Genomic DNA, 25,953 nt, shown 5'->3' on the forward strand with positions numbered 1-25,953 from the left:
GTAGGAAGTGGCTCTGCTCCACTACAGGGCAAAAAGAAAGAGGAGGTTATGTGGTGGATTTCAAACCGACAATGTTGCAGGAGCGTATTGCAACATTAGATATTTTACGAGGTATTAGCTTGTTAGGAATCCTACTCGTTAATATGTTTGCTTTTTATTTACCGATGCCTTATATTGACCTGGCATCATGGTTTACAACACCATCAGATATCGTTTGGCAGCAAAATTTAGATATATATGTGCAAAGTAGCTTTTATCCCCTATTTGCAATGCTATTTGGCTATGGGCTCGCTATGCAATGGCAAAAAGCACTGAGTCGTCAGCAAAACTTTTATAAGATAGGGCTACGACGACTAATAGTACTATTTGTATTTGGATTGCTGCATGCTTTGTTAATTTGGTGGGGCGATATTTTAATGATGTACGCTTTTTGTGGCGTGTTTTTATTACTATTATTACGTCTTCAGTCAGTTTGGTTAGTAACAATCAGTGCGATCATTTTTGGTGTTTTCCAAGCCTTTATGTTACTCGTTGTAGGATTTATTCATTTTGATACAAAGGTGGATGAATATTTAGATATTACATCCGTTGAGAAGGCAATAACGGCTTATGGTACAGGGAATTGGGCAGATGCCTTTATGCAGCGTTTAACTGATTTATCGATCCAAATGAGTATTGGAATGTGGTTTGTCTCTTTATTTACAATCTTACCATACATGCTATTAGGTGCAGCAGCGTCCAAATGGCGTTTAGTGGAAAGAGCAAGAGAACTTAAGTGGCTATGGATAGCGTTAGCGATAGGTGGGTTGGTAATTGGTATTTTTGTGAAGAGTTTACCTGTTATGTTTACGCGTACGTATCTTTTTGATTACTTAAAGGTTTACATAGGTGGCCCGATTTTATCTATTGGTTATATAGGGCTTATTGTATTACTTTGCTTACTCCCTGTTGTTCCAAAGCTTCTAAGTCCCTTCGCAAAAATCGGACGAATGTCGTTAACAATGTACATACTTCAATCCATTATTGGAACGATTTTATTTTATCAGTTTGGATTTGGGTGGTATGGGAAAGTAAGTGTTGCAACGGGTGTGTTCATTGCACTAGGCATAATAATTGTGCAAATGATACTAGCAGAAATTTGGCTAACAAAATGGAGGCAAGGCCCTTTAGAAGCGATTTGGCGTAAATTAACATATAAAATAAAATTGAATGAAAGTTAAGTATTTTCTACTTCAATAGCATAAAGTATGTAGAATTAACAACAATAAAAATTGTTATCGCAAAAGTAAGGCAATTTCTATCATATTGTTGTATTATGTAGAAAAAAGAAGGAGCTCTTTAAATCATGAAAATTTTATCGTTTAAATTAGGTGGACATGTTAGTTTTGGACCGAAAGTAAAAAAAGAAGAAGCGGTATGGGATGTACTCGCTATTCAAAATGAACTTCAAGTTCTCCCTTCTTTTTCAAGTTCAATCGTGGATGGTATTGCGTTAGGCTTTGATTTTGTTGAACAGATTCGTAAATTAGTAGAAGCGGCTGAAAAATCAGACCGTGCAGATAGCTTTAAACGTGAATTCACAGTGATAGAATGGTTATCACCAATTCCGCGTACGCCGAAAAATATTATGTGTGTTGGTAAAAACTATGATGAACATGCAAAAGAAATGGGGGCAGAGGCAGCTCCGACAGATTTAATGGTATTTACAAAATCTCCAACAGCAATTGCAGCTGATGGTCAAACAATTTCGATACATGCAGGCCTTTCTTCAAAACTAGATTATGAAGGTGAGCTTGCTGTCGTTATTGGTAAACGTGGTAAAAATATACCGAAAAACTTAGCATATGATTATGTATTTGGCTACACAATTGCTAACGATATTACAGCTCGTGATTTACAAGAAAAACATAAGCAATTTTTCTTAGGAAAAAGCTTAGATGGAACTTGCCCACTTGGACCATACCTTGTGACGAAAGATGAAATTCCAAATCCACAAGATTTAACAATTGTCACAAAAGTAAACGATGAAGTGCGTCAAAATGGCTCTACTAAGGATATGATGTTCACTGTAGAATCGCTCGTATCTATTTTATCTCAACATGTAATTTTAGAGCCAGGTGATGTAATTTTAACAGGTACGCCAGCTGGTGTTGGCAAAGGCATGAATCCGCCTCAATTTTTACAAGCAGGAGATACTGTAAAAGTATCGATTCAGGGTATTGGTACATTAGTAAATCATTTTGAATAATTTTTTCGATCCGCGTGAGTTTTTGCTCCGCGGATTTTTAAGTATATTATGTGAACACTATTGTAATGTTTGAAACCCTTTCCATCCCATGATAGGATAGAATTTGATAGAAAAAAAATATGAGGTGAAAGAAAATGAGTTTTTTAATAAGAACAGATTTGCATATTACAACTTGGGTGGTTGCTATTGTCATTTTTTTAATTGCTTCATTTATGGGCAATAAGTCAAAGGGCTTACATATGACATTACGTTTATTCTACATTTTAATTATCATTACTGGTCTCATACTATTTAATGAGGGAAGAAGTTATGGCATGGGTATGCTTTACGGCTTTAAATTCCTAGGCGGTATTTTAGTTATCGGTATGATGGAAATGGTATTAGTTCGCCAAAAGAAAAACAAATCAACAGTTATGTTCTGGATCTTATTTGCATTATTCCTATTCATCACATTGTTCCTAGGCTTCAAGCTGCCAATGGGTCAAGATTTCTTAGCATAATCTTTGTAAGAGTCGTGAAGTTTTCGCTTCCCGACTTTTATTTTTTGTAAAAGTCATAGAAATTGTAGCTGAAAAAACGCTCGAGTAGACTGTAAAACTGCTTAGGTATACCCAAGAAGCGCTCGGATAGAGTAAAGAACAGCGCTCTGATAAGCCAAAAATTTGCTCCGCTAGGAAGAAAACTGCTCAGCTCCTCAATAAAGGACCTCATAAGGGAAAGTTGACACCTTTTTGTCGTAATTCATTTTGCATTTTCAGAAAATATTTTGAAATGATAGCTACGTGACTGTTTTATTTGGTAAAATGACGATGGATTGGTTTGAAAGAGAGGGAATGAAAGTGAAATTCAAGAAGTGGATAAGTGCAACAGCTGCAACGCTTTTACTAGCAACTTCATTTATAAGTGCGATACCAGTGGCACATGCTGATGAAGTGTCAACAAGAACCATTGCAGAAGAAAGCATCTATGATTTACTCGTTGACCGTTTCTTTAATGGTTCGGGCACTAACGATTTTGATACAAATACGCAAGACCCTTCGAAGTTTGCAGGGGGCGATTTTACAGGTCTACAAGATAAGCTGAATTTCATAGGCGAAATGGGCTATACAATTGTTTCTATTGGTCCTATTTTTTCTACAGAGAAATATGATGGTTCAATGCCAACAAGCTATTCAACAATCGAACGACATTTTGGAACTTCGGAAGAATTTCAAAGTGTTGTAGAAGCCTATAAAGCCAAAAATATGGCCATCATGGTTGATTTTCCACTCAATAATGTAAGTCCTAATCATGAGTGGGCAAAAGATTCTACGAAACAAAATTGGATTGCTTCCACAAATAATGGGCAAGTACAGTGGGACTTAACGAACAAAGAGGTGCAAGAAGCGCTTATTAAATCAGCAACAGACTTTGTTTCTACATATGATATTGGTGGAATTCGTTTAACAAATATTGCGGGTGCTGATACAGCATTCGTTGATAAAGTTATAGCAGCATTAAAAGATGTAAAAAAGTCTCTCTATATCATTTCAAATGAAGCAAGTGATGCCAATTTTGATGCAAGTTTTTCACCTGAAACAGCCGATATTTATCGTAATATTTTCAAAAATGTTGATATGGATTCGTCCAAGCTATTGGAGCCTTTTACAGGTGATAAACCAACACAAATAATGGTGGATTCTTTAGAAACACATCGTTTTACATTTGATTCTGCAAATGAAAATATGTTCCCGCCAACTCGATTAAAAATGGCAATGGGTACTTTATTTATGCTACCAGGAACTCCCATTGTGCAATACGGTACAGAAATTGCAATGAATGGTGAAGCGAAGCCAGATACGCATCAAATCTTCAACTTTAAAACAGATGAAGAACTTATCAAATATATTAAAAATGTCCAATCATTGCGCAATAAATCTGCCACATTACGTAAAGGTGATTTTGAAGTCATCACAAATGAAAATGGTTTACTTGTGTTTACACGTACATCTGATGAAGAGAAGTGGGTCATCATGGTCAACAATACGGGGAAAACACAGCGTGTGGATTTAACACCAACCCAGCTAGGCGAAGGTAAAATGCTAAATGGTATTTTACATGAGGAAAAAGTCCGCATTAATGAAAAGGATGTTTATCCAGTTATTTTAGATCGTGAAATGGTTGAGATTTATCAGGTTAAAAATGATGAAGGATTCAATATACCCTATATGATAGCACTTGGATTAGTATGGGTAATATTTATAGGGTTTGTCTTTGTAATCATTAAACGAGGTAAAGTCCGTCGTCAGGAGCAGGATGCATAATATTAAAGACCCCTCTACACAACTTTTCGGTGTAGAGGGGTTTTTGTCTTAAGCATGATAGCTTTTATTCGTAAAGAAGATAGCGATTGTACCTGGTCCTACATGGGAACCGATAGCTGAACCAATCATTGTTACTTGTATTTCTTTAGGAGAAAATCTTTCTTGGATGGCGGCTTTTACATCGCTTGCAAAGGCAGCATCATCACTATGGCTAATACCAACAACTTTCTCAGAGAAATTCCCACCGCGCTCTTGCATTAATTCTAACATGCGAGCAATTGCTTTTTTGCGCCCACGCGATTTTTCAATAGGAACAAGCTTACCATCTTCTACATTTAAAATAGGCTTAATACTTAGAAGTCCACCTAAAAAAGCACTTGCCTTTGATACACGCCCACCCTTGGCAAGATAGTCTAAATCCTCAACTGTAAAAAGGTGCTCTATTTGAGGGGCTAGGGCAGTAATTCTAGCTTCGATGTCCTCTAATGAAGCTCCTAGGTCTCGAAGACGAACCGCTTCTTCGACCACTAGCCCATGACCTAATGAGGCACATTTAGAGTCAATAATCGCCAATTTAAGTGATGGGTATTGCTCTTGTACTTGATTGCGAATCATGACAGCAGTACTATAGGTGCCAGATAATTCTGATGAAAAGGCGATATAAATACCTTCCTCCTCATTTTTTGCTAGATTTTCAAAGTGCTTCAGAAAAAGCTCTGGTGATACTTGAGATGTTTTTGGGCGAGCACCTTGACGAATAGCATTGTAAATCTCTTTTGAATCAATCGACATGACATCATCATATTCATTGTTGTTCAAATGCACTCGTAATGGTAGTAGAACGATATCTTTTTCTTTGTAGTAAGACTTTGGTAGATCACATCCGCTATCAGTAAAAATCTTCATCATTTTGTCCCCCTACATACATTTTTTTACTTTAATAAGAGTAACACTAGCATTTTAATAAATAGACTAACATTGCCCAAATAAATGAGGTCTATACAGTACATGCTTTTGTGAATAACTATGATAATTTTAAGCGTTCAATGAGTATTTTAGCAATACCGTCATCATTATTGGATGTTGTAATTTCATTAGCGATATGTTTTAAGGACGCAATCCCATTCCCCATTGCGACACCTAATCCAGCATATTCAATCATTTCTAAGTCATTATCTTCATCACCGAATGCGATAATCCGATCACGTGGAATCCCTAAATCCTTGGCGACATGTGCAATTCCTACTGCTTTATTTAAGCCACGTCGAACAATCTCAATAATATGAAGTGGTGCACCCCAGCGACGGTGCTCAATAACCTCTGCATGTACAGCCTGCAAATGATCACGTATAATCATTGAGTTTACCTCATTTGCTTGAATCAGAAGGCTTGTTGGATTATCTAATAAGTGTGTATAAAGATCGCCAAGCGTAATTTTTGGATTCCCCATATTAAATATATTTAATATCCGCTCATCCTCTGTATGCACGTAAATATCATCTTTTACTTCAGCAATAATATTTTCGTATTCATAGGTATTGATTGAATCGACGACATCATGTACAACCCCTAAATCGATTGGTGTATGCACAGTCTGCCATGCAGCATTTTTTGGATGATGAACGTAAGCACCATTAAAATTTACGATAGGTGTTGTAAGGCCAAGCTCATGATAGTAAATATCACTTGCACGATATGGTCGACCAGTAGCAATCATAACCTGGTGACCCTGTTCCTTAGCCTGGAATAATGTTTTTTTTGTTTTTGCTGAAATTTGCTGTTGATCGGTTAATAAAGTACCATCTAAATCTAAAACGATTAAATGAGGTTTCATAGCTCGTTGCCCCTTTCCTATAGTTTGAATAGTATCTCTTTGTTATCCATTCGTCAAAATTTTGTCACAGTGAAAAAAGTTTGCTAACATAAAGAGGAGACAAAAGTTGGGAGTGACAAAAATGATTGTAGAAAAAGAAGTGTGGGGAAATATTCCGTTATTGCATATACATAATGATGATATGAATGAAGAAACCCCCGTTGTAATTTTCTTACATGGCTTTATGAGCGCGAAAGAACATAACTTACATTATGCATATCAATTAGTCGAAAAAGGGGTGCGTGTCCTATTACCGGATGCAAAATTCCATGGTGATCGTAGTGAGGGTCTAAGTGAGATGCAAATGAACATACATTTCTGGGATATTGTTTTAAATTCTATTCATGAGATTGAACAATTATATAATGGATTAAAGAATAAACATTTATTAGTGCATGATAAAATTGGTATTGCTGGAACATCAATGGGAGGGATTGTCACTTCTGGTTGCTTAAAGCGCTATGAATGGATACAAACCGCGGCAGTATGTATGGGAGCACCCGGCTTTGTAAAATTAGGTGAATACCAGTTACAGCAGTTTGCTAAAAACGGGGTTCAATGGCCAATGTCAGAGGAAGAAATACAGCAGGCGAATGAACTTCTTGCCACTTATGATGTCACTCTAACACCAGAAAAATTTGCGCATCGCCCAGTGCTATTTTGGCATGGAGAAATGGATAAAACAGTTCCTTTTAGAGAAACGTATGATTTTTATTTAACTTTATGTAAATACTATGAGACAAGCCCTGAAGACCTAAAATTTATTACAGATAAAAAAGCAGGACATGCTGTGTCACGAGAGGGCATGTTAGCAGCAACTGAATGGCTTGCGAAGCATTTGGCATAATAAGATGCATCTGCTATGATAAGGTTAACACTACGCTGAAAGGAGAAATAAAATGGATCAAGATATGAAAGATAGCATGTTAGGTGCATTAGAGAATGTAATTGACCCTGAGCTTGGTATTGATATTGTCAACTTAGGTTTAGTATATGATGTGGAATTAGATGATGAGGGTATGGCAACTGTTACAATGACATTAACATCTATGGGGTGCCCGCTCGGACCAGTCATTGTGGACCAAGTTAATACAGCTCTAGGTGAACTTCCAGAAGTAAAATCAACAAATGTCAACATTGTATGGAATCCACCATGGTCAAAGGATAAAATGTCACGCTATGCCAAAATGGCTTTGGGTGTTCGATAATACAAATAAAACCCCGCTTATAACGGTAAGCGGGGATTTAACTTATAACGAATTAATCGATACGGCATATTTGCAATGGACAATTCTCACAGGCAATTTCATCCTTTAAAAATTGTAAATCGTGAATGGTAATATAGCCTTTATCAAAAGATAAAATATGATGCTTTTTTAAATCATTGAGCATGCGATTAATCATTTCTCGGCTCGTTCCACACAAATTTGCAATTTCTGTATTGGTTAAAGGGCAATCGATAAAAATAGTGTTATTTTCTAAAGGTTTGCCATAGGTATTTGAAAGTCGAATTAGGGTTGAAAATAAAGCACCTTTTTTACCATTTAACACTAAATCGCGTAAACGACTTTGATGCTTTAAATTTTCTGCCTGTAGCCACTTCATATACTCCACCATAAGAGTAGGATGTTCTACTAATAAGAGCTCTAACGATTTCCGGCTTAAAACATATAGCGTAGAAGGCTCTAAAACCTTTGCAGTCATAGAATTATAAGATAGATTACAAAATAATGAACCCTCTCCAATAATGCTGTCTGGACCACATATCCGAATGGTTAATTCCTTACCGCTCTCCGTTTCTTGGCTAATTGACACAACTCCCGTTTTAATATAGTAGATTTCCTTTGCCCGTTCACCCTCTAAAAAAATTTTATTCCCTTTATTTACTTTAATAAATATTCCGTGCTTTTGAAAAAGATCATGAATTTTCTCATGCATATTATCCATTAATACCATATCTTCAACACATCGCTTTCTTTTTGTAATAATTGGCTATTATCACAAAAGAATGGTGGATTTCGATATAAAAACTAAGAAACATACTATTATTATAACGTAATTTCAATTTTTTAGTGTAAATTTTTAGTGCTTTTTCTTTGTCATATTTTATAGGTTCATGTAAAATAAAGTTAGTCAAAAAAGGTCAAACATTTTTAAAGTTAAAGTAGAGAAATTATGCTAAACATTATTGAAAAGGAGTGCTAATTATGCAGTTTCAACAAACAGATAACCAAAAGCCCTTAGAGCAATTTGGACGAAATTTAGTTGAAGAAGTTAAAAATGGCAAAATGGACCCTGTTATTGGGCGTGATGAGGAAATTCGCAATGTTATTCGTATTTTAACACGTAAAACAAAAAATAATCCTGTGTTAATCGGAGAACCTGGTGTCGGTAAGACAGCTATTGTTGAGGGATTAGCACAACGTATTGTAAAAGGGGATGTCCCTGAGGGTTTAAAAGAATGCGTCTTGTATGAGCTTGATATGAGTGCTCTCATTGCTGGAGCAAGTTATCGTGGTCAATTTGAAGAGCGCTTAAAGGGCGTTTTGAAGGAAGTAAAGGAATCTGAAGGACGGATTATTTTATTTATTGATGAAATTCATACCATTGTAGGTGCAGGAAAAACAGATGGAGCAATGGATGCTGGAAATATGCTGAAACCAATGCTTGCACGTGGGGAGCTTCATTGTATTGGTGCCACAACATTAGATGAATATCGAATGTATATTGAAAAAGATCCAGCTTTAGAGCGTCGCTTCCAACAAGTACTTGTGCGTGAGCCTTCAATAGAAGATACAGTTTCTATTTTACGTGGCCTTAAGGAGCGCTTTGAGCTACATCATGCGGTACGTATCCATGATCGTGCCATTGTAGCGGCGGCGGAACTTTCAAACCGTTATATCACAGAGCGTTTTCTACCAGATAAAGCTATTGATTTAATTGATGAAGCCTGTGCTATGATTCGAACTGAAATAGATTCTATGCCTCAGGAATTGGATGCTGTGACACGTCGTATTATGCAGCTAGAAATTGAGGAGCAGGCACTGCGTAAAGAAAAAGATGAGGCAAGTAAAAAACGTTTAGAGCAGTTGCGCGGGGAGTTAACAAAGCTCAAGGAATCCTCAGAAGGCATGCGCAAACAATGGGAAGCAGAAAAAGAAGCTTTACATGGTATTCAAAAGAAGCGTGAAACACTAGACAAATATCGCCGTGATTTAGATGAGGCGGAAAGCAAATATGATTTAAATAAAGCTGCTGAATTACGTCATGGGAAAATACCTACTTTGGAAAAGGAAATTCAGGAAATGGAGAAACAATTAGAGAGTGGTACGGAATCACGCATCTTGCGCGAAGAAGTAACTGCTGAAGAAATTGCTTCCATTGTTTCTCGTTGGACAGGGATACCCGTAACGAAATTAGTGGAGGGTGAGCGTGAAAAGTTATTGCGCTTAAAGGACACATTGCATGAGCGTGTCGTTGGACAAGATAATGCTGTTCAGCTTGTTACAGAAGCGGTATGGCGTGCAAGAGCAGGTATCAAGGATCCGCATCGTCCAATTGGTAGCTTTTTATTCCTTGGACCAACAGGTGTTGGTAAAACTGAGCTTGCCAAAGCTTTAGCAGCTCAGTTGTTTGATTCAGAGGATCACTTTATTCGTATTGATATGAGTGAATACATGGAGAAACATAGCGTATCACGTCTTGTAGGTGCACCCCCAGGTTATGTTGGCTATGAGGAAGGGGGACAATTAACAGAGGCTGTTCGTCGTAACCCGTATTCTGTTGTCCTTCTAGATGAAATTGAAAAAGCACACCCAGATGTAGCAAATATTTTATTGCAAATTTTAGATGATGGTCGCATTACAGATAGCCAGGGCCGTATGGTTAACTTTACAAACACTGTAGTGATTTTAACATCTAATATTGGCTCTAGTTATTTAATGGAGGCGCAAGAAGGAGATGCTGCAGTTGAAGATTTAGTGATGGCAGCATTGCGTCAGCACTTTAAACCAGAGCTGTTGAATCGTATGGATGATATCATTATGTTCCACGCACTATCAGATGAACATTTCACTGCCATTGCTTGGAAATATGTTGAACAGCTGGTCAAACGAGTGGCAGAACAGGAGATTACTCTACAGGTGAATCAAGAAGTAATTGATTGGGTTGTCCAACAGGGGGCAGATGCACAATTTGGTGCAAGACCATTAAAACGTTTCGTTCAACGTTATATCGAAACGGCCGTAGCGAAGGAATTACTACGTGGTGAGGTATTACCAGGAGAAACATTGCATGTTAGAATGCATGATGGCCAATGTGTCGTTGAAAAATAATCAAGAAAAAACCTGTTTCACGTAAATGAAACAGGTTTTTTCTTGTTAAATTAATGATGGTCTGTCGCTTCTGGTGTTGGCTCGTTTGGTAAAATTGCACCAATAATAAAAATTAAAATGGAGAATACAACAGAAACGATTGCGCCTGTTTTAAAATCAAATGGTGCACCAAGTACAGAGCTTACTACGTAGTTTAACATTGATACTAGTATAAATGACCATATGAATGTTATGATATATTGCATTAATTTCACCTCAACCGAACTTTTTATATTATAAAGTTTTACTACATATTCATTATCATATCATAACATAAATCGAAAAAAAAAGAATCTTTTCTGTGAAACATGGCGAAATTGTCACAACAAGTGTTTAGTGTTTTTTTAATAGTATTGATTGTTCAGCTTGCATAGTGTGGTAAGTTACATCATCACATATTTCGTATGCTCAGAAGTGCTAAAAAAAAGAGGAGGTCCCATTTAAATAGAGTGGAGTGGAGCTAATAAAGAGGATTCACTGTTCAAAGCCATAAGGAAGCTACTCAATAAGATGGAGACGACCCACATAATAAAAGAGAGCCACTACAATCAGGACATCCCATTCCAACACCTTCCAGCCCCTTCATTCATATTAGGGCAATGGGCATTAATTTTAATTCATCTTGCACCTCTCCTTCATTATGAGTTATAATTATGACCAGTTACTAATAATTGATAGTAAGAAAGCAGAGGGGTTGCTAAATGAACGCTGGTATTATAGGAATAGGCAAATACGTTCCAGAGAAGGTTATGACAAATTTTGATTTAGAAAAAATTATGGATACTTCTGATGAATGGATTCGAACTCGAACAGGGATCGAAGAGCGTCATTTTGCCGCAGACAATCAGGAAACTTCAGATTTAGCAGTTGCTGCAGCAAAAGAGGCTATTGCAAATGCAGGTATTACACCTGAAGAAATCGGTTTAATCCTAGTAGCCACAGTAACACAAGATCAAACATTTCCAAGTGTAGCATGTATGGTTCAGGAGCAGATTGGTGCAGTGAATGCAGCAGCGATGGACCAGGCAGCAGCTTGTGCAGGATTTATATATAGTTTAGTGACAGCAAAGCATTTTGTAGAAGCAAATGCTTATAAATATGTCTTAGTAGTAGGTGTTGAAAAACTATCAAAGGTTATTGACTGGAATGATCGTAATACGGCTGTGTTATTCGGTGACGGAGCGAGTGCAGCAATAGTTGGGCCCGTATCGGAAGGCAGAGGCATATTATCTTTTGAGCTCGGTGCAGATGGTACAGGAGGAAAGAATCTGTATTTAACACAGCAAGATACTATTGCCATGAATGGTCGCGAAGTGTTTAAATTTGCTGTACGCCAGATGGGTGAATCCGCCGTTAATGTACTAGATAAAGCAGGTTTAACAAAAGAAGATGTGGACTTCTTAGTGCCACATCAGGCAAATATCCGAATTATGGAGTCTGCTCGAGAACGACTGGAGCTACCACCTGAAAAAATGTCAAAAACCATTCATAAATATGGTAATACATCAGCAGCATCTATTGGCATTTCCTTGGTAGAAGAGCTTGAAGCAGGTAAGATTAAAGATGATGATTTATTAGTACTTGTTGGATTTGGCGGCGGCTTAACATGGGGCGCTGTTGCAATGCGATGGGGAAAATAATAACGAAAAATGCTTGAGGGGAGTAAGACAATGAGTAAACGACGAGTAGTAATTACAGGAATTGGCGCAGTTACACCACTAGGAAATAGCATCGAGGAAACTTGGACTAACATTAAAGCTGGAAAATCTGGTATTGGCGAATTAACACGTTTAAATAAGGATCTATTCGCAGCAAAAATTGCCGCTGAAGTGAAAGACTTTGATATTGAAAAATATATTGACCGTAAAGAAGCTCGTAAAATGGACCGCTTTACACATTATGCCCTTGCAGCGTCTATCATGGCAATGGAAGATGCACAATTAACAATCGATGAGGAGCTAGCACCACGTGCAGGTGTTTGGATTGGCTCTGGTATCGGTGGTATGGAGACATATGAACAACAATTTTTAACGTTCCAAGAGCGTGGTGCAAGACGTGTAAGCCCATTCTTTATTCCAATGATGATTCCAGATATGGCTTCAGGTCAAGTGTCGATTCATTTAGGTGCAAAGGGTATTAACTCTTGCTCAGTGACTGCATGTGCTTCTGGTACAAACTCAATTGGTGATGCATTTAAAGTAATTGAACGTGGTGACGCAGATGTAATGATTTCAGGTGGAGCCGAATCACCAATCGTGACGATGGCAGTTGCAGGCTTCTGTGCCAATACTGCACTATCTTTAAATACAGATCCAAAAGCAGCTTGCCGTCCATTCGATAAAAATCGAGATGGTTTTATTATTGGTGAGGGTGCAGGCATTGTTATTCTAGAGGAATACGAGCATGCCAAAGCACGCGGTGCAAAAATCTATGCAGAAGTACTTGGCTACGGTGCAACAGGAGATGCTCATCATATTACGGCTCCTGCACCAGAAGGAGAGGGTGCTGCACGTGCGATGCTACAAGCGTTAGCGGATGGAGGCGTGGAACCTTCACAGGTTGATTATATTAATGCACATGGAACAAGCACACCTTATAATGATTTGTTTGAAACACAGGCAGTAAAAACAGCCTTTGGTGAGCATGCGTATCAACTAGCAATGAGTTCTACAAAATCGATGACAGGTCACTTATTAGGTGCTGCCGGTGGTATTGAAGCTATTTTTACAGCGTTAGCACTGAAAGAAGGTATTTTACCACCAACAATTAATTTACATGAGCCAGATCCAGAATGTGATTTAGACTATGTTCCAAATGAAGCTCGAGAAGCAAACATTGTGTATGCAATGAGTAATTCACTTGGCTTTGGTGGGCATAATGCTAGTCTTCTATTTAAAAAATACGAGGGATAATTACTAAATTTAAAAAACGTCAGCCTAATTTACGAGGCTGACGTCTTTTTTTCTTTTTTTTCGAATAGATGATAATGAGAAATAAATTGAAAGGATGCTGTGACCATGTTCCGTCTCTTTTTATTTTTAATGAGCTACGGGTTAATAATTCTCTCAGTAGGGAATCTTATACTGTATTTAAATTATCGTACACTTGGGTACCCCTGGATCGTTGTCTTTAAATTTATGATGCATACAACAGAATTTTATATAGCTCTAGGATCAGCTATTGTGCTGGGAGCTATTGTCCTTGATCTCCGTTTTGAAAAAACTTCTAGCCAAGAAGATAAAGTATGAACTTTAGTATACCTTAAATTTGGTCAAGCATTAAATCCATTTTTATTAACGTGTACGGCCAAGGCCCATTGCCTCTTCCATGCGTTTTAATGTAGCACTTGCAATAGCATTTGCCTTTTCAGCACCTTCATCTAAAATAATATCTAATTCGGAAGATTCTACCAAATGATAAAACTTCTCTTGAATTGGTGTCAGGTGATCAATAACTGCTGTGGCAACACCTTGTTTGAATCCACCATAGCCTACACCTTCATATTTTTTCACAAGATCCTCAATAGCAAGGCCTGAAATAGCCGATTCGATTGTTAGTAGGTTAGAAACACCAGGTTTATTTTCCACGTCAAATGCGACAATACCATCAGAGTCAGTGACAGCGGATTTAATTTTCTTTTCAATATCTTTTACTGTATCTAAAAGCTTAATAGTTGCTTTTGTATTTGGATCAGACTTACTCATTTTTTTCGTAGGCTCTTGCAATGATTTAATGCGGGCTCCTGCCTTAGGTAATTGGATTTCAGGAATCGTTAAAACGTCACCATAACGTTTGTTAAAGCGCTCTGCAAGATCACGAGTAAGCTCAATATGCTGCTTTTGATCATCGCCTACAGGTACAATATTTGTGTTATATAGAAGTATGTCAGCTGCCATTAATGGTGGGTATGTTAAAAGAGCTGCTGATACACTCTCTTTACCTTGAGATTTATCCTTGAATTGAGTCATACGTTCAAGCTCTCCAATTGATGCGACACATTGTAGCATCCAGCCTGCCTGTGCATGAGCTGGTACCTCTGATTGAATAAATAGCGTAGACTTTTTAGGATCAATGCCAGTAGCGATATACGTAGCAGCAAGATTACGGATGTTTTGACGTAATTCTTGAGGATCTTGTGCCACTGTTATGGCATGTTGATCTACGATACAGTAGATTGCATTACCTTCATCCTGTAATGCAGGAAATTGCTTGAACGCACCTAAATAGTTCCCTAAGGTTACAATTCCTGTTGGCTGTACGCCAGAAAAAATAGTTGTCATGTCGTTTCCTCCTTGAATTCATTACCTCAGAGTGTTGTCTATTACATAATTACTTAGCTGAGGCTCCTTTTTTATTCAATAAAAAAACATCATGCGTCCTCATTAGATTACTAATGAAGGGACGAATGATGTTTGAATCCGCGGTACCACCCAGCTTGCCAATTAAAGGCCACTCTACTTCGTAACGTGAAGGGACGAGCATTGCTAATAAACATACTTAGTCGTTCGCAAAGCTAACTCGGAAGTCCATTCCAGATGCTTACACGATCTGTTTACAGCAACCACAGACTCTCTAAACGTGTAAAATGCATATGTACTACTCTTCGTCAAAGTTTTTACTTCATTCAAAATCAGTCTTTCACTCTCTAAAGACTTATTTGATGTATTTCAAAAAATTATATTATAAAGACTTAGTGAATTGCAAGTATGTAAAGTCAGACTTTTGGCGGTGTTTTTTTGCAGAAAAAAATTATATGCTTACTAAGCATGTTTTTTATTAGAAAATGCAACCAAAATTATGCAATAAACGTCTAATTTGTACACACTGAATTGACAATATTCTCGTTTGAAAATTTTAAATGAGAACAAAAACAAGGGAAAATGGAAGGTTTAAAATGCTTTGTAAATGGGAATATTAATAGTAGTTCGTTAGACATGTAAAGAAGAAGTTCTTATAATGAAAGCTGTATAAATAAACAGAATATTTCGAGATAAAGGTTTGTCTTTTTTTTATTGGAACTATATTCAAACACCATAGAGTACTGTATAATGGTTATGTAGTTTTACATTACATTAATTCTAATTTAACACACTGGTTTATAGATAACGATTAAAAGGAAGGATGTGTCAGTATGATTGTAACTTTATTTACTTCACCAAGTTGTACGTCTTGTCGAAAAGCGAAAGCATGGTTAGAGGAGCATGAAATTCCATATACAGAACGGAATATATTTTCTGAGCCGTTAAGCATTAGTGAAATTAAAAAAATTTTACGGATGACAGAGGATGGTACAGATGAAATTATTTCAACGCGTTCGAAGATTTTCCAAAAATTAAATGTAGATGTTGAAAGCTTACCATTGCAACGTTTATATGAATTAATTCAAGAATATCCAGGCCTATTACGCCGTCCCATTATTTTAGATGAAAAACGTTTACAGGTTGGCTATAATGAGGATGAAATTCGACGCTTCTTACCTCGTAAGGTTCGTGCTTATCAATTACAAGAAGCACAGCGCATGGTGAACTAATTTTTCCCTTTACTGCATAGAATAAATAGTAGATGTTACAAATCCTATTGTGACATCTATTTTTTTGTGTTTTACTTATGTAAAATCCTCTATATAAAGTATAATAAATAGTAGGGAAAAGTCATATATTTCCGTTAAAGTATGTTAAACTTGATTTAAGATAAATAGTTTACTACAATTTCAATAATTCAAATATCTTCTGTGAAACGGTGTATATCCTTTTCATTTTATGACGGAACAGCATACAATAGAATTAGAGACAACTGTGAAATAAAAATTGCTCGATTCATCGGTTGCTCAACAGTTTTACTGTAGTGTAGTCAAAGGTTGAAAAACAAATGGAGTATGAAGGTTAAAAAAGATGAATAAAAGCATACTAATGAAACAAAACTGTTTTTCGACAAATGACAGTGAAGGGAGATGAGGTCTAGTGGACATCGAACGTGTAAATGAAAATACACTCAAGCTCTTTATTACGTACAATGATATAGAGGATCGCGGCTATAGTCGTGAAGAAATTTGGTACAATCGAGCAAAGGGTGAACAACTTTTTTGGGATATGATTGATGAAGTAAATACGGATGATTATTTTGATGTTGAAGGTCCGATTTGGATTCATATCAATGCGTCTGAAGTAGGCTTGGAAATCATTGTCACACGTGCACACATATTAAAAGACGGTGAAACATTAGATGGTCATTCGCATTTTGATGAACAAAAAGATATGTATGCCCCTTTTGATGAAGTTGGAGAGGATCTTCTTAGCCAGCTAACTCAATTTGGTGACATAGATGAGTCAGAATTATTTACGGATACAGATATTTATGTTTATAAATTTAAAGATATTGATGAGTTAATCCCTGTAGCGAAACGTATGACAGACGAATTAGTGGATTCCTCATTGTTCAAATATGAAGGTTGGTACTATTTAGTAGTTGATTTTGCAAATGCGGACGAAGATTTAAATCGTCACGACAGAAATGCTGTTATCAAAGAATTTTTAAGTCCATCAAATTTCACAATTCATCGCTTAGAGGAATATGGTGAAAAAATTATGGAATTTAATTGCTTTGAAACAGTGCGCAAATACTTTCATTAAATAATTTATTAGGCTGTAAACTCTTGAATCAATCAAGTTGTTTACAGTCTTTTTTGAGTCAATTTTTAAATTTCAAGAAAAAGCCGTTAAATAGTTGTTGCTAGATAAGTACTTCCTTACAATTAGGCAAAAAGGAGACGATTTTATGTTAATTGCCTATAATGAGGAGCGTCAGCTTTTTCTCCCATATCAATATACGAGGGAAGATTTACAAAGATATAGGCGATTGATGAAATTTTATTGCCCACAATGTCAGCATCCTGTTCACCTAAAAATCGGTCAATATAATATCCCTCATTTTGCTCATCAATCCAAAAATAACTGTGCCCAGTTATTTGCCGAGGGTGAGTCACAACTTCACTTGCAAGGAAAACTGCAATTATTCGAATGGTTAAAAAAGATAGGGCATACAGTAATGCTAGAGCCTTATTTAAAAGAGCTTTCGCAGCGGCCAGATTTACTTGTAACGAGTGATCGAAGGCAGGTTGCCATCGAATTTCAATGTAGTACAATCACTCATGAAAAATGGTTATCACGTACATTGGGATATAAGAAAAATGCTATCCAGGTATTATGGCTTTTCCAGACATCTCTAAAAAATTCATCCCTACAAGGCATTCAAAAGCTCAACATTTCCCCTATTTTGCAAAAAGTCATTGCGTATACAGCGCAAGACCAGCCCTATTTAATAACCTATGATGCAAAGACTGCCAGATTTATTTATTGGACGAATCTTTTGCCTGTTTATGGACATACTTTTATAGGAAAAGTTCAAGAAATGACTACTAATATGCAGCACTTTCCATTTTATGAGCCTGTAGTGATAACAATAGAAGAATTCAGGCTATATTGGCAGCTTTATAAAAGATACTGTCGGCAATTTGCCTATCAGCGGCTACTACATAATCATAAGGGTGTACAGGATGCATTTTTACGTAGTTGCTATGAATTAGGTTTTACTCTTACTGCTATGCCTGATTACGTAGGTATACCTGTAAAAGCTAGTGAAGCAATTCCAATGTTCTCTCTCGAATGGCAAACCATTTTACATTATTTTTGCCAAGGTATTCAGCAATTGCCTCATGAACTAAATAAAAGCGAGATTCGATTTTTTTTAAGTGAACAAAATATAGATATTACAGATCAAGCAGTGAAGGCTATTCAAAATTATGGAGCCATATTTGCGAAAAATTATCAAAACCATTATATTCCAGATATATGTGGACATGTGTATGCACATTTATTTGCAATTGCCACAATATACTGAGAAAATATGAGAGTATAGGAAAAACTCACATAATAAGGGGGCTGGCACATGGCTAGTAACAAAGTTTTAGTAAGAAATGAAGTTCCAGAAAAGCTAACTTGGCGTTTGGAAGACATATTTGCAACTGACGCTCTTTGGGAAGAAGAGTATAAGGAAGTCTCCGAAATTGCCAAGAAAGCATCTAGCTATGCAGGGACGTTAAAAAATGGAGCAGATGCTTTATTAGCAGTATTATCTTATCATGACCAGATTTATGAACGAGCAATGAAGCTTTACACTTATGCCCATATGCGTTATGACCAAGACACAACAAACAGCGTCTATCAAGATATGAATAGTCGTATTCAAACTCTAGCGACTAGTATCTCAGCTGCCCTGTCGTTTTTAACACCTGAGATTTTATCATTAAGTGAAGAGACGATAGAACAATATCTAAAGGAAAATAAAGACCTACAACTATATAAACAATCCTTAAAAGAGATAACGATGGCTCGCCCTCATATTTTGCCGGCGGAACAGGAAGCATTACTGGCACAAATGTCTGAGGTAACAGGTACAGCTTCAAATACATTTGGGATGTTAAACAATGCTGATTTAGTTTTCCCTAAAGTGAAAAATGAAGAGGGAGAAGAGGTTCAGCTTACACATGGAAATTATATTAAGTTTTTAGAAAGTAAAGATCGCTCTGTCCGAGAAAATGCTTTTAAAGCAATGTACGAAACGTATGGTAATTTTAAAAATACATTTTCTGCTACATTAACAGGGAATGTGAAAAAACACAATGTCAATGCACGTATTCGAAATTATGATTCTGCTCGCCAGGCAGCAATGTCCAATAACTTCATTCCAGAAAATGTTTATGATCAATTGGTAGAAACAATCCATAAACATTTACCAGCTATGCAACGTTATATTTCATTACGTAAAAAGCTATTAGGCGTTGATGAGTTGCATATGTGGGATTTATTTGTACCTCTTGTTAAGGAAGTAGAGATGAAGGTCACTTATGATGAAGCCAAGGATATTTTAGTGAAAGCTTTAGCACCACTTGGTGAGGAGTATCAAAGCATTGTACAGAGTGGTTTTGATAATCGCTGGGTAGATGTTTTAGAAAACAAAGGGAAACGTAGTGGTGCCTACTCATCGGGTGCATATGGAACAAACCCATATATATTAATGAATTGGCAGGACAATGTGAATAACCTCTTTACCCTAGCTCATGAATTTGGTCATAGTGTACACAGTTATTATTCACGTAACAATCAACCGTTTGTCTATGGAGATTATTCCATTTTCGTGGCAGAAGTTGCTTCAACATGTAATGAAGAGTTATTGAATGATTATTTACTGAAGACTATTGAAGATCCTCAACAAAAAATATATTTATTAAATCATTGGTTAGATGGCTTTAGAAGTACTGTCTTCAGACAGACAATGTTTGCAGAGTTTGAACACCGCATTCATCAAATGGATAAGAATGGTGAATCTTTAACCGCAGACCGTTTAACAGAGGTTTACTATGATTTAAATAAACAATACTTTGGTGAGGATATTGCTTTAGATGAGGAAATCGGCTTAGAATGGGCTCGTATCCCACATTTTTACTACAATTATTATGTTTATCAATATGCTACAGGAAAATCAGCAGCAACGGCATTAAGCAAACAAATTTTAGAAGAAGGGGCACCTGCTGTCGAACGTTATATTAATAACTTCTTAAAAGCAGGTTGCTCTGACTTCCCAATTGAGGTATTAAAGGCGGCAGGTGTTGATATGAACGTAGCAAAACCAATTGATGATGCATGTAAAGTATTTGAAGAACGTTTAGATGAGTTGGAAAAATTATTGTTGAATAATTAATTAGAGAGGCTGTAGGAAAATTTCTACAGCCTTTTTTTAATCATCCACCTACCAATAAAAAAGAAGAGAATAATGATTTTTTTTGATTTCTATATGTTTGAAAGTGCACATCTTGGAAAAATACTGTCTGTAATCGCTTTCTATTTGACAAATTTGTGAATCTACTATCGGTATCATTGCTAAATTTATTATTCCATGATAAAGTAAATCTTGTGAAATAAATCACAAAACAAACATACACCCCTTTGTTTGAACGTGAACATTTCTCCCATCCCCTTTGTGAAAAAGAGGCGTCTCTATCTGTCGAGGATAGAGGCGCTTCTTTATTTATATTTAAAAATATTCATTAAAAAATAGGGACCCAACAAAAAATGTCGAGTCCCTATTCTTTATGATAATAGTATAATTGCATTATTTAATACGCCAAAGTGTAGCGTGATCTGTCTGAATTCGTTCAATCTTTTGTTGCAGCATACGTTTCTTTAATTCACGTTCAGCTGCTTGCTCAGTTAATGAGTAGATAAAAGCTACTTCATTTGTTGAGATTGTATGAAATTTCGAAAATAACTCTTCTATTGTTGGTAATGGTTGACGTACAAGTTGTTCATCTAGCATCTCTTGTAAAATATGTTCATAAACTTCATAGGAATAGCTACCGCTAACTTTAAGACCCTCATCTTCAATGCATTCATTAAAAAATACAATACTCGGCACTTCATCTACTTCCATTTCGCGTTTTATATATAAATCGCATTGGAAGGCACGTGCAGCTTCCTTTGAACCAAAATCTGCAGTGAATTCATTCATATCTAATTGAACATCCTCTGCAATTTTTAACAGTGTAGCATAGGAATTTACATCTTCATGGCTTAGTAATACATATTCTTGTAATTTCGACAAATAGCGTGCACCTGAACGTTTGCCCTGTAATTCAGCTGCTTTAATAGCGATAGAAGGCAAAACAGGGTGATTTATGTCGAGTTCAATACCTGAAATACATCCCTTTACACGCTTACTGAGACAATTTAATGATGAAAGCTCTGTGCTTAGGACAAAGCGCCATGTAAAGTAATGGTTGTATTCAAGTTGTAATTTACGAAGAATAGCATGCATACTGTAAGCTTCAGGACAAAGTGGATCTACGAAAATATACAATTCAATAGGCTTATTAGCAGTCGTAATCACTGGAGTTGGCTCTTGCAGCATTTGAATATTATTCACGTAACAATTCCCCCTCATCGTCATTTGGCGTATTAATCATGTGATGAGCTGTTAATACTAAACGTTGATAATAAGTTTCGCGGAACTTCCCTTCCAAGCCAACTTCATCCATTGCTTCGGACATACATTCAAGCCATGCTTGAGCACGATCAGGTGTAATAGCAAAATTCATATGTCGTGCACGCATCATTGGATGTCCATGCTCCTCAGTAAAAAGATTTGGACCACCTAAATACTGTGTTTGAAATTGAATTTGTTTGCGGGCTGTCTCTGTCAAATCTTTCGGAAAGATTGGAATAAGATCAGGATGCTGTGCAACTCTTTTATAGAACGCATGAATGAGTTCTGACAGTTTTTCAGCTCCCAGCTCCTCATAAGGAACAGTGTATTTTCGAGTCATAAGTTAAATGCTCCTTTAATTCTTTATATCGTAAAGTACAATTTTTGTATCTTCATTCACTAGAAGACTCTCAACTCTAAAGGTGATGAGATGAAAGTTTGAACGCAACGTATTATCGCCAAGGAAACTTTGTCATCAGGAAAATATGAAATTCTTGTGACTACCTTCATTCTATCAACGTCTTTTCGTTAACACAAACAAAGCGCTCTTTCGAATGGCTTTTTGCTAGAAAAGCACAAATTTCACCAGCATGGGTGAAATTTGTTGAAAAAGACCGTAATAACAGTGATTATGCTATTAAACTGTAAAGTAATTCATTACTTTTTTGACATAATTCTGTGTTTCTTTGAAAGGTGGAATACCACCATATTTTGTGACACGTGATGCTCCAGCATTATAAGCAGCTAAAGCAAGCGTTGGATCATTATCAAATTTATCTAGCATTTGGCGTAAATATTTTGCTCCAGCCATAATATTTTGCTCAGGATCAAAGGCATTTGAAACCCCTAAATACTGAGCTGTTTTTGGCATTAATTGCATCAAGCCTTGTGCTCCAGCATGACTTAGCGCTAAAGGATTAAAATTAGACTCTTGTTTGATAACAGCAGCAATAAGCTTTTCAGGTACATTATACGTTGCTGCTGCCTTCTCAATGATTGAAGAATATTGATTTGCTCCTGATAATGAATTAGCATACGCTGTTGAACCGATAACATCATCTGAAACATATGAATCAAGCTTTGTACTAGATTGTGAGCTTGCTAATGCCGCTTGCACATAGGGAGGTACGAAAACGGCATTAGAGCCCTTATATAATAAGGCTTGTGCGTTTTCAGATAAGTCATTTGGAAGTGCAGAGGAACCATTTAATCCAAGTAGACTAGAAAGTTTTGCATTACTAGCCGTCGTAGCATCTCCAAGCAATTCCCCAATCATATTAGAGAACATTGAGCTACTGTCTGTTACAGTGTTGGAAGATGTGTTTTCTGTCGCTCCTAGTGTTTGCAATGCTTGAATTTCAAGTAACGTTTTAATTGATTGGATATCCAAGAAATTGGTCACCCTTTCTTATTGATATTGGTTTAGCTATTCGTATTATTTATTTCTGCTTGTAAAGCCTTCATAAAGCGTGCGATTTTCTTATCTGTAGCTTTTTTTTTGATTTGATATTGCTGTAGAAATTCGTCGAAAATCACATTTCCTTTTGTTGCATCTTTTGATTCATATTCTACCTCATAATCGTCACACTGCAAATAGAAAGAATGATCAAAAACTAGAAGACCGTCTTTATACGGTATTTCAACACGATCAGTTGTCAATGATCCAAAAACGGCTAGTTCATCAAGGGAAATATGATATCGAGCAAGTCTTTTTGCTACTTCGTGTGCATAAAAACCTTTACCCTCTATCATTAGTTGGGCTTGCTCAGCAGTTAACACATCCGTTGTTTCTATGTGTGTGTGTGCCGCACTTTTTTCTTTTAACGTACACTCATAATAATTGTCAATTTGTCTAATTCGTAGCCCGCTTTGTCTATTTTTTATCGCTTGAGAGGGCGTGTCGAAATAATGATTTGTTTGACGATGAATAGCATTTTCTTGAATGTGAAATTCTTGTAGTAAATACTCATATTGTTGCTTTGTCAAAAGGTTTTTAAATTCAATTTCAAGTTGTTGTGCCATTTTTGTTCACCTATCTATTTTTATTTTTCTAGTTTTGTTCATAGGGCAATTTAAATTGAATCAAATTGCTGATTAACATAGCTATTTTGAATAAAGTATTATTTCTTGATTTAACATTTACACACTGCAACTATTTACCCTGTATGATAAAATAAGAGGAAGAGTACGACGAAAAGGGGAACCGCATGTGCGTAAAATTTATACAATTGAAACATTGAATTTTGAAAACGATCAGCTTCATTTTAGTTTAAACGACAATGAAGAAAATTTACAGTTAAAACCTGCTGCACAATTGATAGCAGATTCTGATGACTTTGCATTTATTTATTTACTTGATGCAGGAGAGGACTATCATTACTTGCGTTTTCCACCGAGTAGTTGGGAGAATCTTGTACATATTTTACAAAAAAAGCAAAATCCAAAGCTACAGCTAGGTGAAAAAGTGATTGAGCTTACAAATTTCTACGATGAATTAGAAATGCTCGTGTATAATATTGAAGGAAATTACAATTATGGAGCAGAATTTGTCCAAGCAGTGGAGCAACACTTTAAGACAATTCTCGCTGAATAAAAAGACAAAACGAACAGACGGTGTTGGTTTTGTTCGATACCGAATGTCGGGAGGTTTTTGCGATGGGACAATGGGAAATATTTTTAAGTCCTTATAAACAAGCAGTAGATGAATTAAAAGTGAAGTTAAAGGGTATGCGTTCCCAGTTTGGCATTGTCAATGCAAATTCACCAATTGAATTTGTCACTGGACGTGTAAAGCCTTTAGCTAGTATATATGACAAAACATTAGAAAAAGGACTAGCCTTTGAGCCCTCTAAACAATTAGGCGATGAGCTAGGAGATATTGCTGGCCTTCGAATTATGTGTCAATTTGTAGATGATATTTCGACAGTGACAGAACTTATACGCCAACGTAAAGATATGCGTGTAGTAGAAGAGCGTGACTATATTACACATAATAAACCAAGTGGGTATCGTTCCTATCATATGATTGTAGAGTATCCTGTAGAGACGATTCAGGGGAAAAAAGTAGTTTTGGCTGAAATTCAAATACGAACACTAGCCATGAATTTCTGGGCATCTATTGAGCATTCATTAAATTATAAATATAAAGGGATGTTCCCAGAGGAGATAAAAAATCGTCTTCAAAGTGCTGCAGAGGCCGCTTTCCGTTTAGATGAGGAAATGTCATCCATCCGCAGTGAGATTCAGGAAGCACAGGCTTACTTTAGTGAATACAAAGAAGCATCGAATCCTAATTTACTATCTGAGAAGGAGCGTGACACACAATGAAATTTTCCATTCAATCACGTAGAGATGCACAATCGAACGAATTAATGGAGCTAGCCAAAACTTATTTACAGGATTTTGGCCTAACTTATGAGGAGGAATCACCAGAAATTGTTGTTTCTATAGGTGGGGACGGTACGTTATTACATGCTTTTCACCGCTACTCACATTTATTAGATCAAGTTGCATTTGTGGGTATCCATACAGGGCATTTAGGTTTTTATGCTGACTGGAAGCCATCTGAATTAGAAAAGCTTGTTCTCTCTATTGCCAAAAAGGATTTTAATGTAGTGGAGTACCCTTTATTAGAAGTAAAAGTAGAGCATCATACTGCGGAATCCAATACGTATTTAGCATTGAATGAAGCAACAGTAAAATCACCTGATGTCACATTGGTAATGGATGTAGAGTTAAATGGTAATCAATTTGAACGTTTCCGTGGAGATGGCCTTTGTGTGTCAACGCCTTCTGGTAGTACTGCCTATAATAAAGCCCTTGGAGGAGCCATTATCCACCCAACACTAGCGGCACTTCAAATCACAGAAATTGCATCCATTAATAATCGTGTTTTCCGTACAGTTGGTTCACCGTTAATCCTACCAGCGCATCATCACTGTATATTACGTCCTGTTAATGATCAAAACTTTAATATGACTGTGGATCATTTGCAAGTCACACAAGGCGATGTGAAATCAATAGCCTTTAATGTAGCAAATGAACGTGTCCGCTTTGCCCGTTTTCGTCCATTCCCATTCTGGGAGCGAGTGCACGAATCATTTGTCGCAAATGAATAAG

At 36.6% G+C, this 25,953-nt stretch carries 25 protein-coding genes and 1 other annotated feature; of the genes, 16 read left to right on the forward strand and 9 right to left on the reverse strand.

What is annotated here, in order from left to right:
• Positions 1–53: 53 nt before the first annotated feature.
• The 4 genes from QNH24_RS04060 (at position 54) to QNH24_RS04075 (ending at position 4,551) form a co-directional block, all read left to right on the forward strand.
• Entirely contained in the window at positions 54–1,220 is a 1,167-nt protein-coding gene (locus tag QNH24_RS04060) for a DUF418 domain-containing protein (protein ID WP_283870867.1), read from the forward strand.
• A gap of 125 nt (positions 1,221–1,345) precedes the next feature.
• Positions 1,346–2,248 carry a fumarylacetoacetate hydrolase family protein gene (locus QNH24_RS04065; protein ID WP_283870868.1) on the forward strand — a complete coding sequence of 301 codons (903 nt, stop codon included), beginning with the start codon at positions 1,346–1,348 and terminating at the stop codon, positions 2,246–2,248.
• 134 nt (positions 2,249–2,382) lie between these two features.
• Positions 2,383–2,748: a DUF1516 family protein gene (locus QNH24_RS04070; protein WP_283870869.1), complete on the forward strand. Its 366-nt coding sequence runs from the start codon at positions 2,383–2,385 to the stop codon at positions 2,746–2,748.
• Between the two features lie 333 nt (positions 2,749–3,081).
• Positions 3,082–4,551 (forward strand): alpha-amylase family glycosyl hydrolase, encoded by a 1,470-nt coding sequence (locus QNH24_RS04075; protein ID WP_283872734.1) that lies wholly within the window; start codon positions 3,082–3,084, stop codon positions 4,549–4,551.
• Between the two features lie 48 nt (positions 4,552–4,599).
• Here QNH24_RS04075 and QNH24_RS04080 read toward each other — a convergent pair whose 3' ends face one another.
• Together QNH24_RS04080 and QNH24_RS04085 are read right to left on the reverse strand one after the other, a co-directional pair.
• Entirely contained in the window at positions 4,600–5,457 is an 858-nt protein-coding gene (locus tag QNH24_RS04080) for a DegV family protein (RefSeq protein ID WP_283872735.1), read from the reverse strand.
• 118 nt (positions 5,458–5,575) lie between these two features.
• The gene (locus QNH24_RS04085) at positions 5,576–6,385 is read right to left on the reverse strand and encodes a Cof-type HAD-IIB family hydrolase (RefSeq protein WP_283870870.1); all 810 of its coding nucleotides are present in this window, start codon (positions 6,383–6,385) and stop codon (positions 5,576–5,578) included.
• A gap of 121 nt (positions 6,386–6,506) precedes the next feature.
• On the opposite strand from QNH24_RS04085, the gene QNH24_RS04090 reads away from it, so the two are divergent.
• Both QNH24_RS04090 and QNH24_RS04095 read left to right on the forward strand, forming a co-directional pair.
• The gene (locus tag QNH24_RS04090; RefSeq protein ID WP_283870871.1) at positions 6,507–7,271 is read left to right on the forward strand and encodes a prolyl oligopeptidase family serine peptidase; all 765 of its coding nucleotides are present in this window, start codon (positions 6,507–6,509) and stop codon (positions 7,269–7,271) included.
• Positions 7,272–7,323: 52 nt separating this feature from the next.
• Complete coding sequence (locus QNH24_RS04095; RefSeq protein WP_283870872.1) at positions 7,324–7,632, forward strand: metal-sulfur cluster assembly factor; 309 nt, start codon at positions 7,324–7,326, stop codon at positions 7,630–7,632.
• Between the two features lie 52 nt (positions 7,633–7,684).
• Here QNH24_RS04095 and QNH24_RS04100 read toward each other — a convergent pair whose 3' ends face one another.
• On the reverse strand, positions 7,685–8,371 hold the full coding sequence (locus QNH24_RS04100) for a Crp/Fnr family transcriptional regulator (RefSeq protein WP_347342971.1): 687 nt from the start codon (positions 8,369–8,371) through the stop codon (positions 7,685–7,687).
• Positions 8,372–8,631: 260 nt separating this feature from the next.
• Between QNH24_RS04100 and QNH24_RS04105 the strand changes: the two genes are divergently transcribed.
• On the forward strand, positions 8,632–10,758 hold the full coding sequence (locus tag QNH24_RS04105; protein ID WP_283870874.1) for an ATP-dependent Clp protease ATP-binding subunit: 2,127 nt from the start codon (positions 8,632–8,634) through the stop codon (positions 10,756–10,758).
• Between the two features lie 50 nt (positions 10,759–10,808).
• On the opposite strand, the gene QNH24_RS04110 is transcribed toward QNH24_RS04105, so the two are convergent.
• Positions 10,809–11,003 (reverse strand): YjzD family protein, encoded by a 195-nt coding sequence (locus QNH24_RS04110; RefSeq protein ID WP_054770133.1) that lies wholly within the window; start codon positions 11,001–11,003, stop codon positions 10,809–10,811.
• Positions 11,004–11,498: 495 nt separating this feature from the next.
• Here QNH24_RS04110 and QNH24_RS04115 point away from each other — a divergent pair, with 495 nt between their 5' ends.
• Both QNH24_RS04115 and fabF read left to right on the forward strand, forming a co-directional pair.
• The gene (locus QNH24_RS04115) at positions 11,499–12,437 is read left to right on the forward strand and encodes a beta-ketoacyl-ACP synthase III (RefSeq protein WP_283870875.1); all 939 of its coding nucleotides are present in this window, start codon (positions 11,499–11,501) and stop codon (positions 12,435–12,437) included.
• 30 nt (positions 12,438–12,467) lie between these two features.
• Positions 12,468–13,709, forward strand: coding sequence for a beta-ketoacyl-ACP synthase II (gene fabF, locus QNH24_RS04120; RefSeq protein ID WP_283870876.1), 1,242 nt, complete (start codon positions 12,468–12,470; stop codon positions 13,707–13,709).
• A 381-nt stretch (positions 13,710–14,090) separates the two neighbouring features.
• Here fabF and trpS read toward each other — a convergent pair whose 3' ends face one another.
• Positions 14,091–15,077 carry a tryptophan--tRNA ligase gene (trpS, locus tag QNH24_RS04125; RefSeq protein ID WP_283870877.1) on the reverse strand — a complete coding sequence of 329 codons (987 nt, stop codon included), beginning with the start codon at positions 15,075–15,077 and terminating at the stop codon, positions 14,091–14,093.
• Between the two features lie 114 nt (positions 15,078–15,191).
• Positions 15,192–15,416 (reverse strand) — a binding site (T-box leader).
• Positions 15,417–15,931: 515 nt separating this feature from the next.
• Here trpS and spxA point away from each other — a divergent pair.
• From spxA to pepF, 4 genes are all read left to right on the forward strand, one after another.
• Positions 15,932–16,327, forward strand: coding sequence for a transcriptional regulator SpxA (gene spxA / locus QNH24_RS04130; RefSeq protein ID WP_025116803.1), 396 nt, complete (start codon positions 15,932–15,934; stop codon positions 16,325–16,327).
• A gap of 430 nt (positions 16,328–16,757) precedes the next feature.
• Entirely contained in the window at positions 16,758–17,426 is a 669-nt protein-coding gene (gene mecA, locus QNH24_RS04135) for an adaptor protein MecA (RefSeq protein WP_283870878.1), read from the forward strand.
• A 145-nt stretch (positions 17,427–17,571) separates the two neighbouring features.
• Positions 17,572–18,693, forward strand: a complete 1,122-nt coding sequence (locus QNH24_RS04140) for a competence protein CoiA (RefSeq protein WP_283870879.1) — start codon at positions 17,572–17,574, stop codon at positions 18,691–18,693.
• 48 nt (positions 18,694–18,741) lie between these two features.
• Positions 18,742–20,553 carry an oligoendopeptidase F gene (gene pepF, locus QNH24_RS04145; RefSeq protein ID WP_283870880.1) on the forward strand — a complete coding sequence of 604 codons (1,812 nt, stop codon included), beginning with the start codon at positions 18,742–18,744 and terminating at the stop codon, positions 20,551–20,553.
• Between the two features lie 411 nt (positions 20,554–20,964).
• Here pepF and QNH24_RS04150 read toward each other — a convergent pair whose 3' ends face one another.
• The 4 genes from QNH24_RS04150 to QNH24_RS04165 all read right to left on the reverse strand — a co-directional run bounded on the left by QNH24_RS04150 (position 20,965) and on the right by QNH24_RS04165 (position 23,856).
• Positions 20,965–21,774: a DsbA family protein gene (locus QNH24_RS04150; RefSeq protein ID WP_283870881.1), complete on the reverse strand. Its 810-nt coding sequence runs from the start codon at positions 21,772–21,774 to the stop codon at positions 20,965–20,967.
• Positions 21,767–22,174: a globin domain-containing protein gene (locus QNH24_RS04155; protein WP_054770130.1), complete on the reverse strand. Its 408-nt coding sequence runs from the start codon at positions 22,172–22,174 to the stop codon at positions 21,767–21,769. The genes QNH24_RS04150 and QNH24_RS04155 overlap by 8 nt, the downstream gene beginning before the upstream one ends.
• Positions 22,175–22,471: 297 nt before the next feature.
• Positions 22,472–23,224, reverse strand: coding sequence for a lytic transglycosylase domain-containing protein (locus QNH24_RS04160; RefSeq protein ID WP_283870882.1), 753 nt, complete (start codon positions 23,222–23,224; stop codon positions 22,472–22,474).
• A gap of 32 nt (positions 23,225–23,256) precedes the next feature.
• Positions 23,257–23,856, reverse strand: coding sequence for a CYTH domain-containing protein (locus tag QNH24_RS04165; RefSeq protein WP_283870883.1), 600 nt, complete (start codon positions 23,854–23,856; stop codon positions 23,257–23,259).
• Positions 23,857–24,043: 187 nt separating this feature from the next.
• Between QNH24_RS04165 and QNH24_RS04170 the strand changes: the two genes are divergently transcribed.
• The 3 genes from QNH24_RS04170 (at position 24,044) to QNH24_RS04180 (ending at position 25,952) form a co-directional block, all read left to right on the forward strand.
• Positions 24,044–24,427 (forward strand): UPF0738 family protein, encoded by a 384-nt coding sequence (locus tag QNH24_RS04170; RefSeq protein ID WP_283870884.1) that lies wholly within the window; start codon positions 24,044–24,046, stop codon positions 24,425–24,427.
• Positions 24,428–24,489: 62 nt separating this feature from the next.
• Positions 24,490–25,161, forward strand: a complete 672-nt coding sequence (gene yjbM, locus QNH24_RS04175) for a GTP diphosphokinase (protein WP_283870885.1) — start codon at positions 24,490–24,492, stop codon at positions 25,159–25,161.
• A complete protein-coding gene (locus tag QNH24_RS04180; RefSeq protein ID WP_054770129.1) occupies positions 25,158–25,952 on the forward strand; it encodes an NAD kinase in 795 nt (264 codons plus the stop codon). The genes yjbM and QNH24_RS04180 overlap by 4 nt, the downstream gene beginning before the upstream one ends.
• Position 25,953: the final 1 nt, after the last annotated feature.

Source organism: Lysinibacillus pakistanensis (genome assembly GCF_030123245.1).
GTDB lineage: Bacteria > Bacillota > Bacilli > Bacillales_A > Planococcaceae > Lysinibacillus > Lysinibacillus pakistanensis.

Bases quoted from the DNA above. Each gene is read 5' to 3' on its own strand.
- QNH24_RS04155 (WP_054770130.1), bottom strand. From the start codon at position 22,174: ATGACTCGAAAATACACTGTTCCTTATGAGGAGCTGGGAGCTGAAAAA.
- QNH24_RS04085 (WP_283870870.1), bottom strand. From the start codon at position 6,385: ATGAAACCTCATTTAATCGTTTTAGATTTAGATGGTACTTTATTAACC.
- QNH24_RS04140 (WP_283870879.1), top strand. From the start codon at position 17,572: ATGTTAATTGCCTATAATGAGGAGCGTCAGCTTTTTCTCCCATATCAA.
- QNH24_RS04090 (WP_283870871.1), top strand. From the start codon at position 6,507: ATGATTGTAGAAAAAGAAGTGTGGGGAAATATTCCGTTATTGCATATA.
- trpS (WP_283870877.1), bottom strand. From the start codon at position 15,077: ATGACAACTATTTTTTCTGGCGTACAGCCAACAGGAATTGTAACCTTA.
- QNH24_RS04110 (WP_054770133.1), bottom strand. From the start codon at position 11,003: ATGCAATATATCATAACATTCATATGGTCATTTATACTAGTATCAATG.
- pepF (WP_283870880.1), top strand. From the start codon at position 18,742: ATGGCTAGTAACAAAGTTTTAGTAAGAAATGAAGTTCCAGAAAAGCTA.
- QNH24_RS04105 (WP_283870874.1), top strand. From the start codon at position 8,632: ATGCAGTTTCAACAAACAGATAACCAAAAGCCCTTAGAGCAATTTGGA.
- QNH24_RS04115 (WP_283870875.1), top strand. From the start codon at position 11,499: ATGAACGCTGGTATTATAGGAATAGGCAAATACGTTCCAGAGAAGGTT.
- QNH24_RS04065 (WP_283870868.1), top strand. From the start codon at position 1,346: ATGAAAATTTTATCGTTTAAATTAGGTGGACATGTTAGTTTTGGACCG.
- QNH24_RS04070 (WP_283870869.1), top strand. From the start codon at position 2,383: ATGAGTTTTTTAATAAGAACAGATTTGCATATTACAACTTGGGTGGTT.
- QNH24_RS04100 (WP_347342971.1), bottom strand. From the start codon at position 8,371: ATGGATAATATGCATGAGAAAATTCATGATCTTTTTCAAAAGCACGGA.
- QNH24_RS04165 (WP_283870883.1), bottom strand. From the start codon at position 23,856: ATGGCACAACAACTTGAAATTGAATTTAAAAACCTTTTGACAAAGCAA.
- fabF (WP_283870876.1), top strand. From the start codon at position 12,468: ATGAGTAAACGACGAGTAGTAATTACAGGAATTGGCGCAGTTACACCA.
- QNH24_RS04075 (WP_283872734.1), top strand. From the start codon at position 3,082: ATGAAAGTGAAATTCAAGAAGTGGATAAGTGCAACAGCTGCAACGCTT.
- QNH24_RS04180 (WP_054770129.1), top strand. From the start codon at position 25,158: ATGAAATTTTCCATTCAATCACGTAGAGATGCACAATCGAACGAATTA.
- QNH24_RS04095 (WP_283870872.1), top strand. From the start codon at position 7,324: ATGGATCAAGATATGAAAGATAGCATGTTAGGTGCATTAGAGAATGTA.
- QNH24_RS04080 (WP_283872735.1), bottom strand. From the start codon at position 5,457: ATGAAGATTTTTACTGATAGCGGATGTGATCTACCAAAGTCTTACTAC.
- yjbM (WP_283870885.1), top strand. From the start codon at position 24,490: ATGGGACAATGGGAAATATTTTTAAGTCCTTATAAACAAGCAGTAGAT.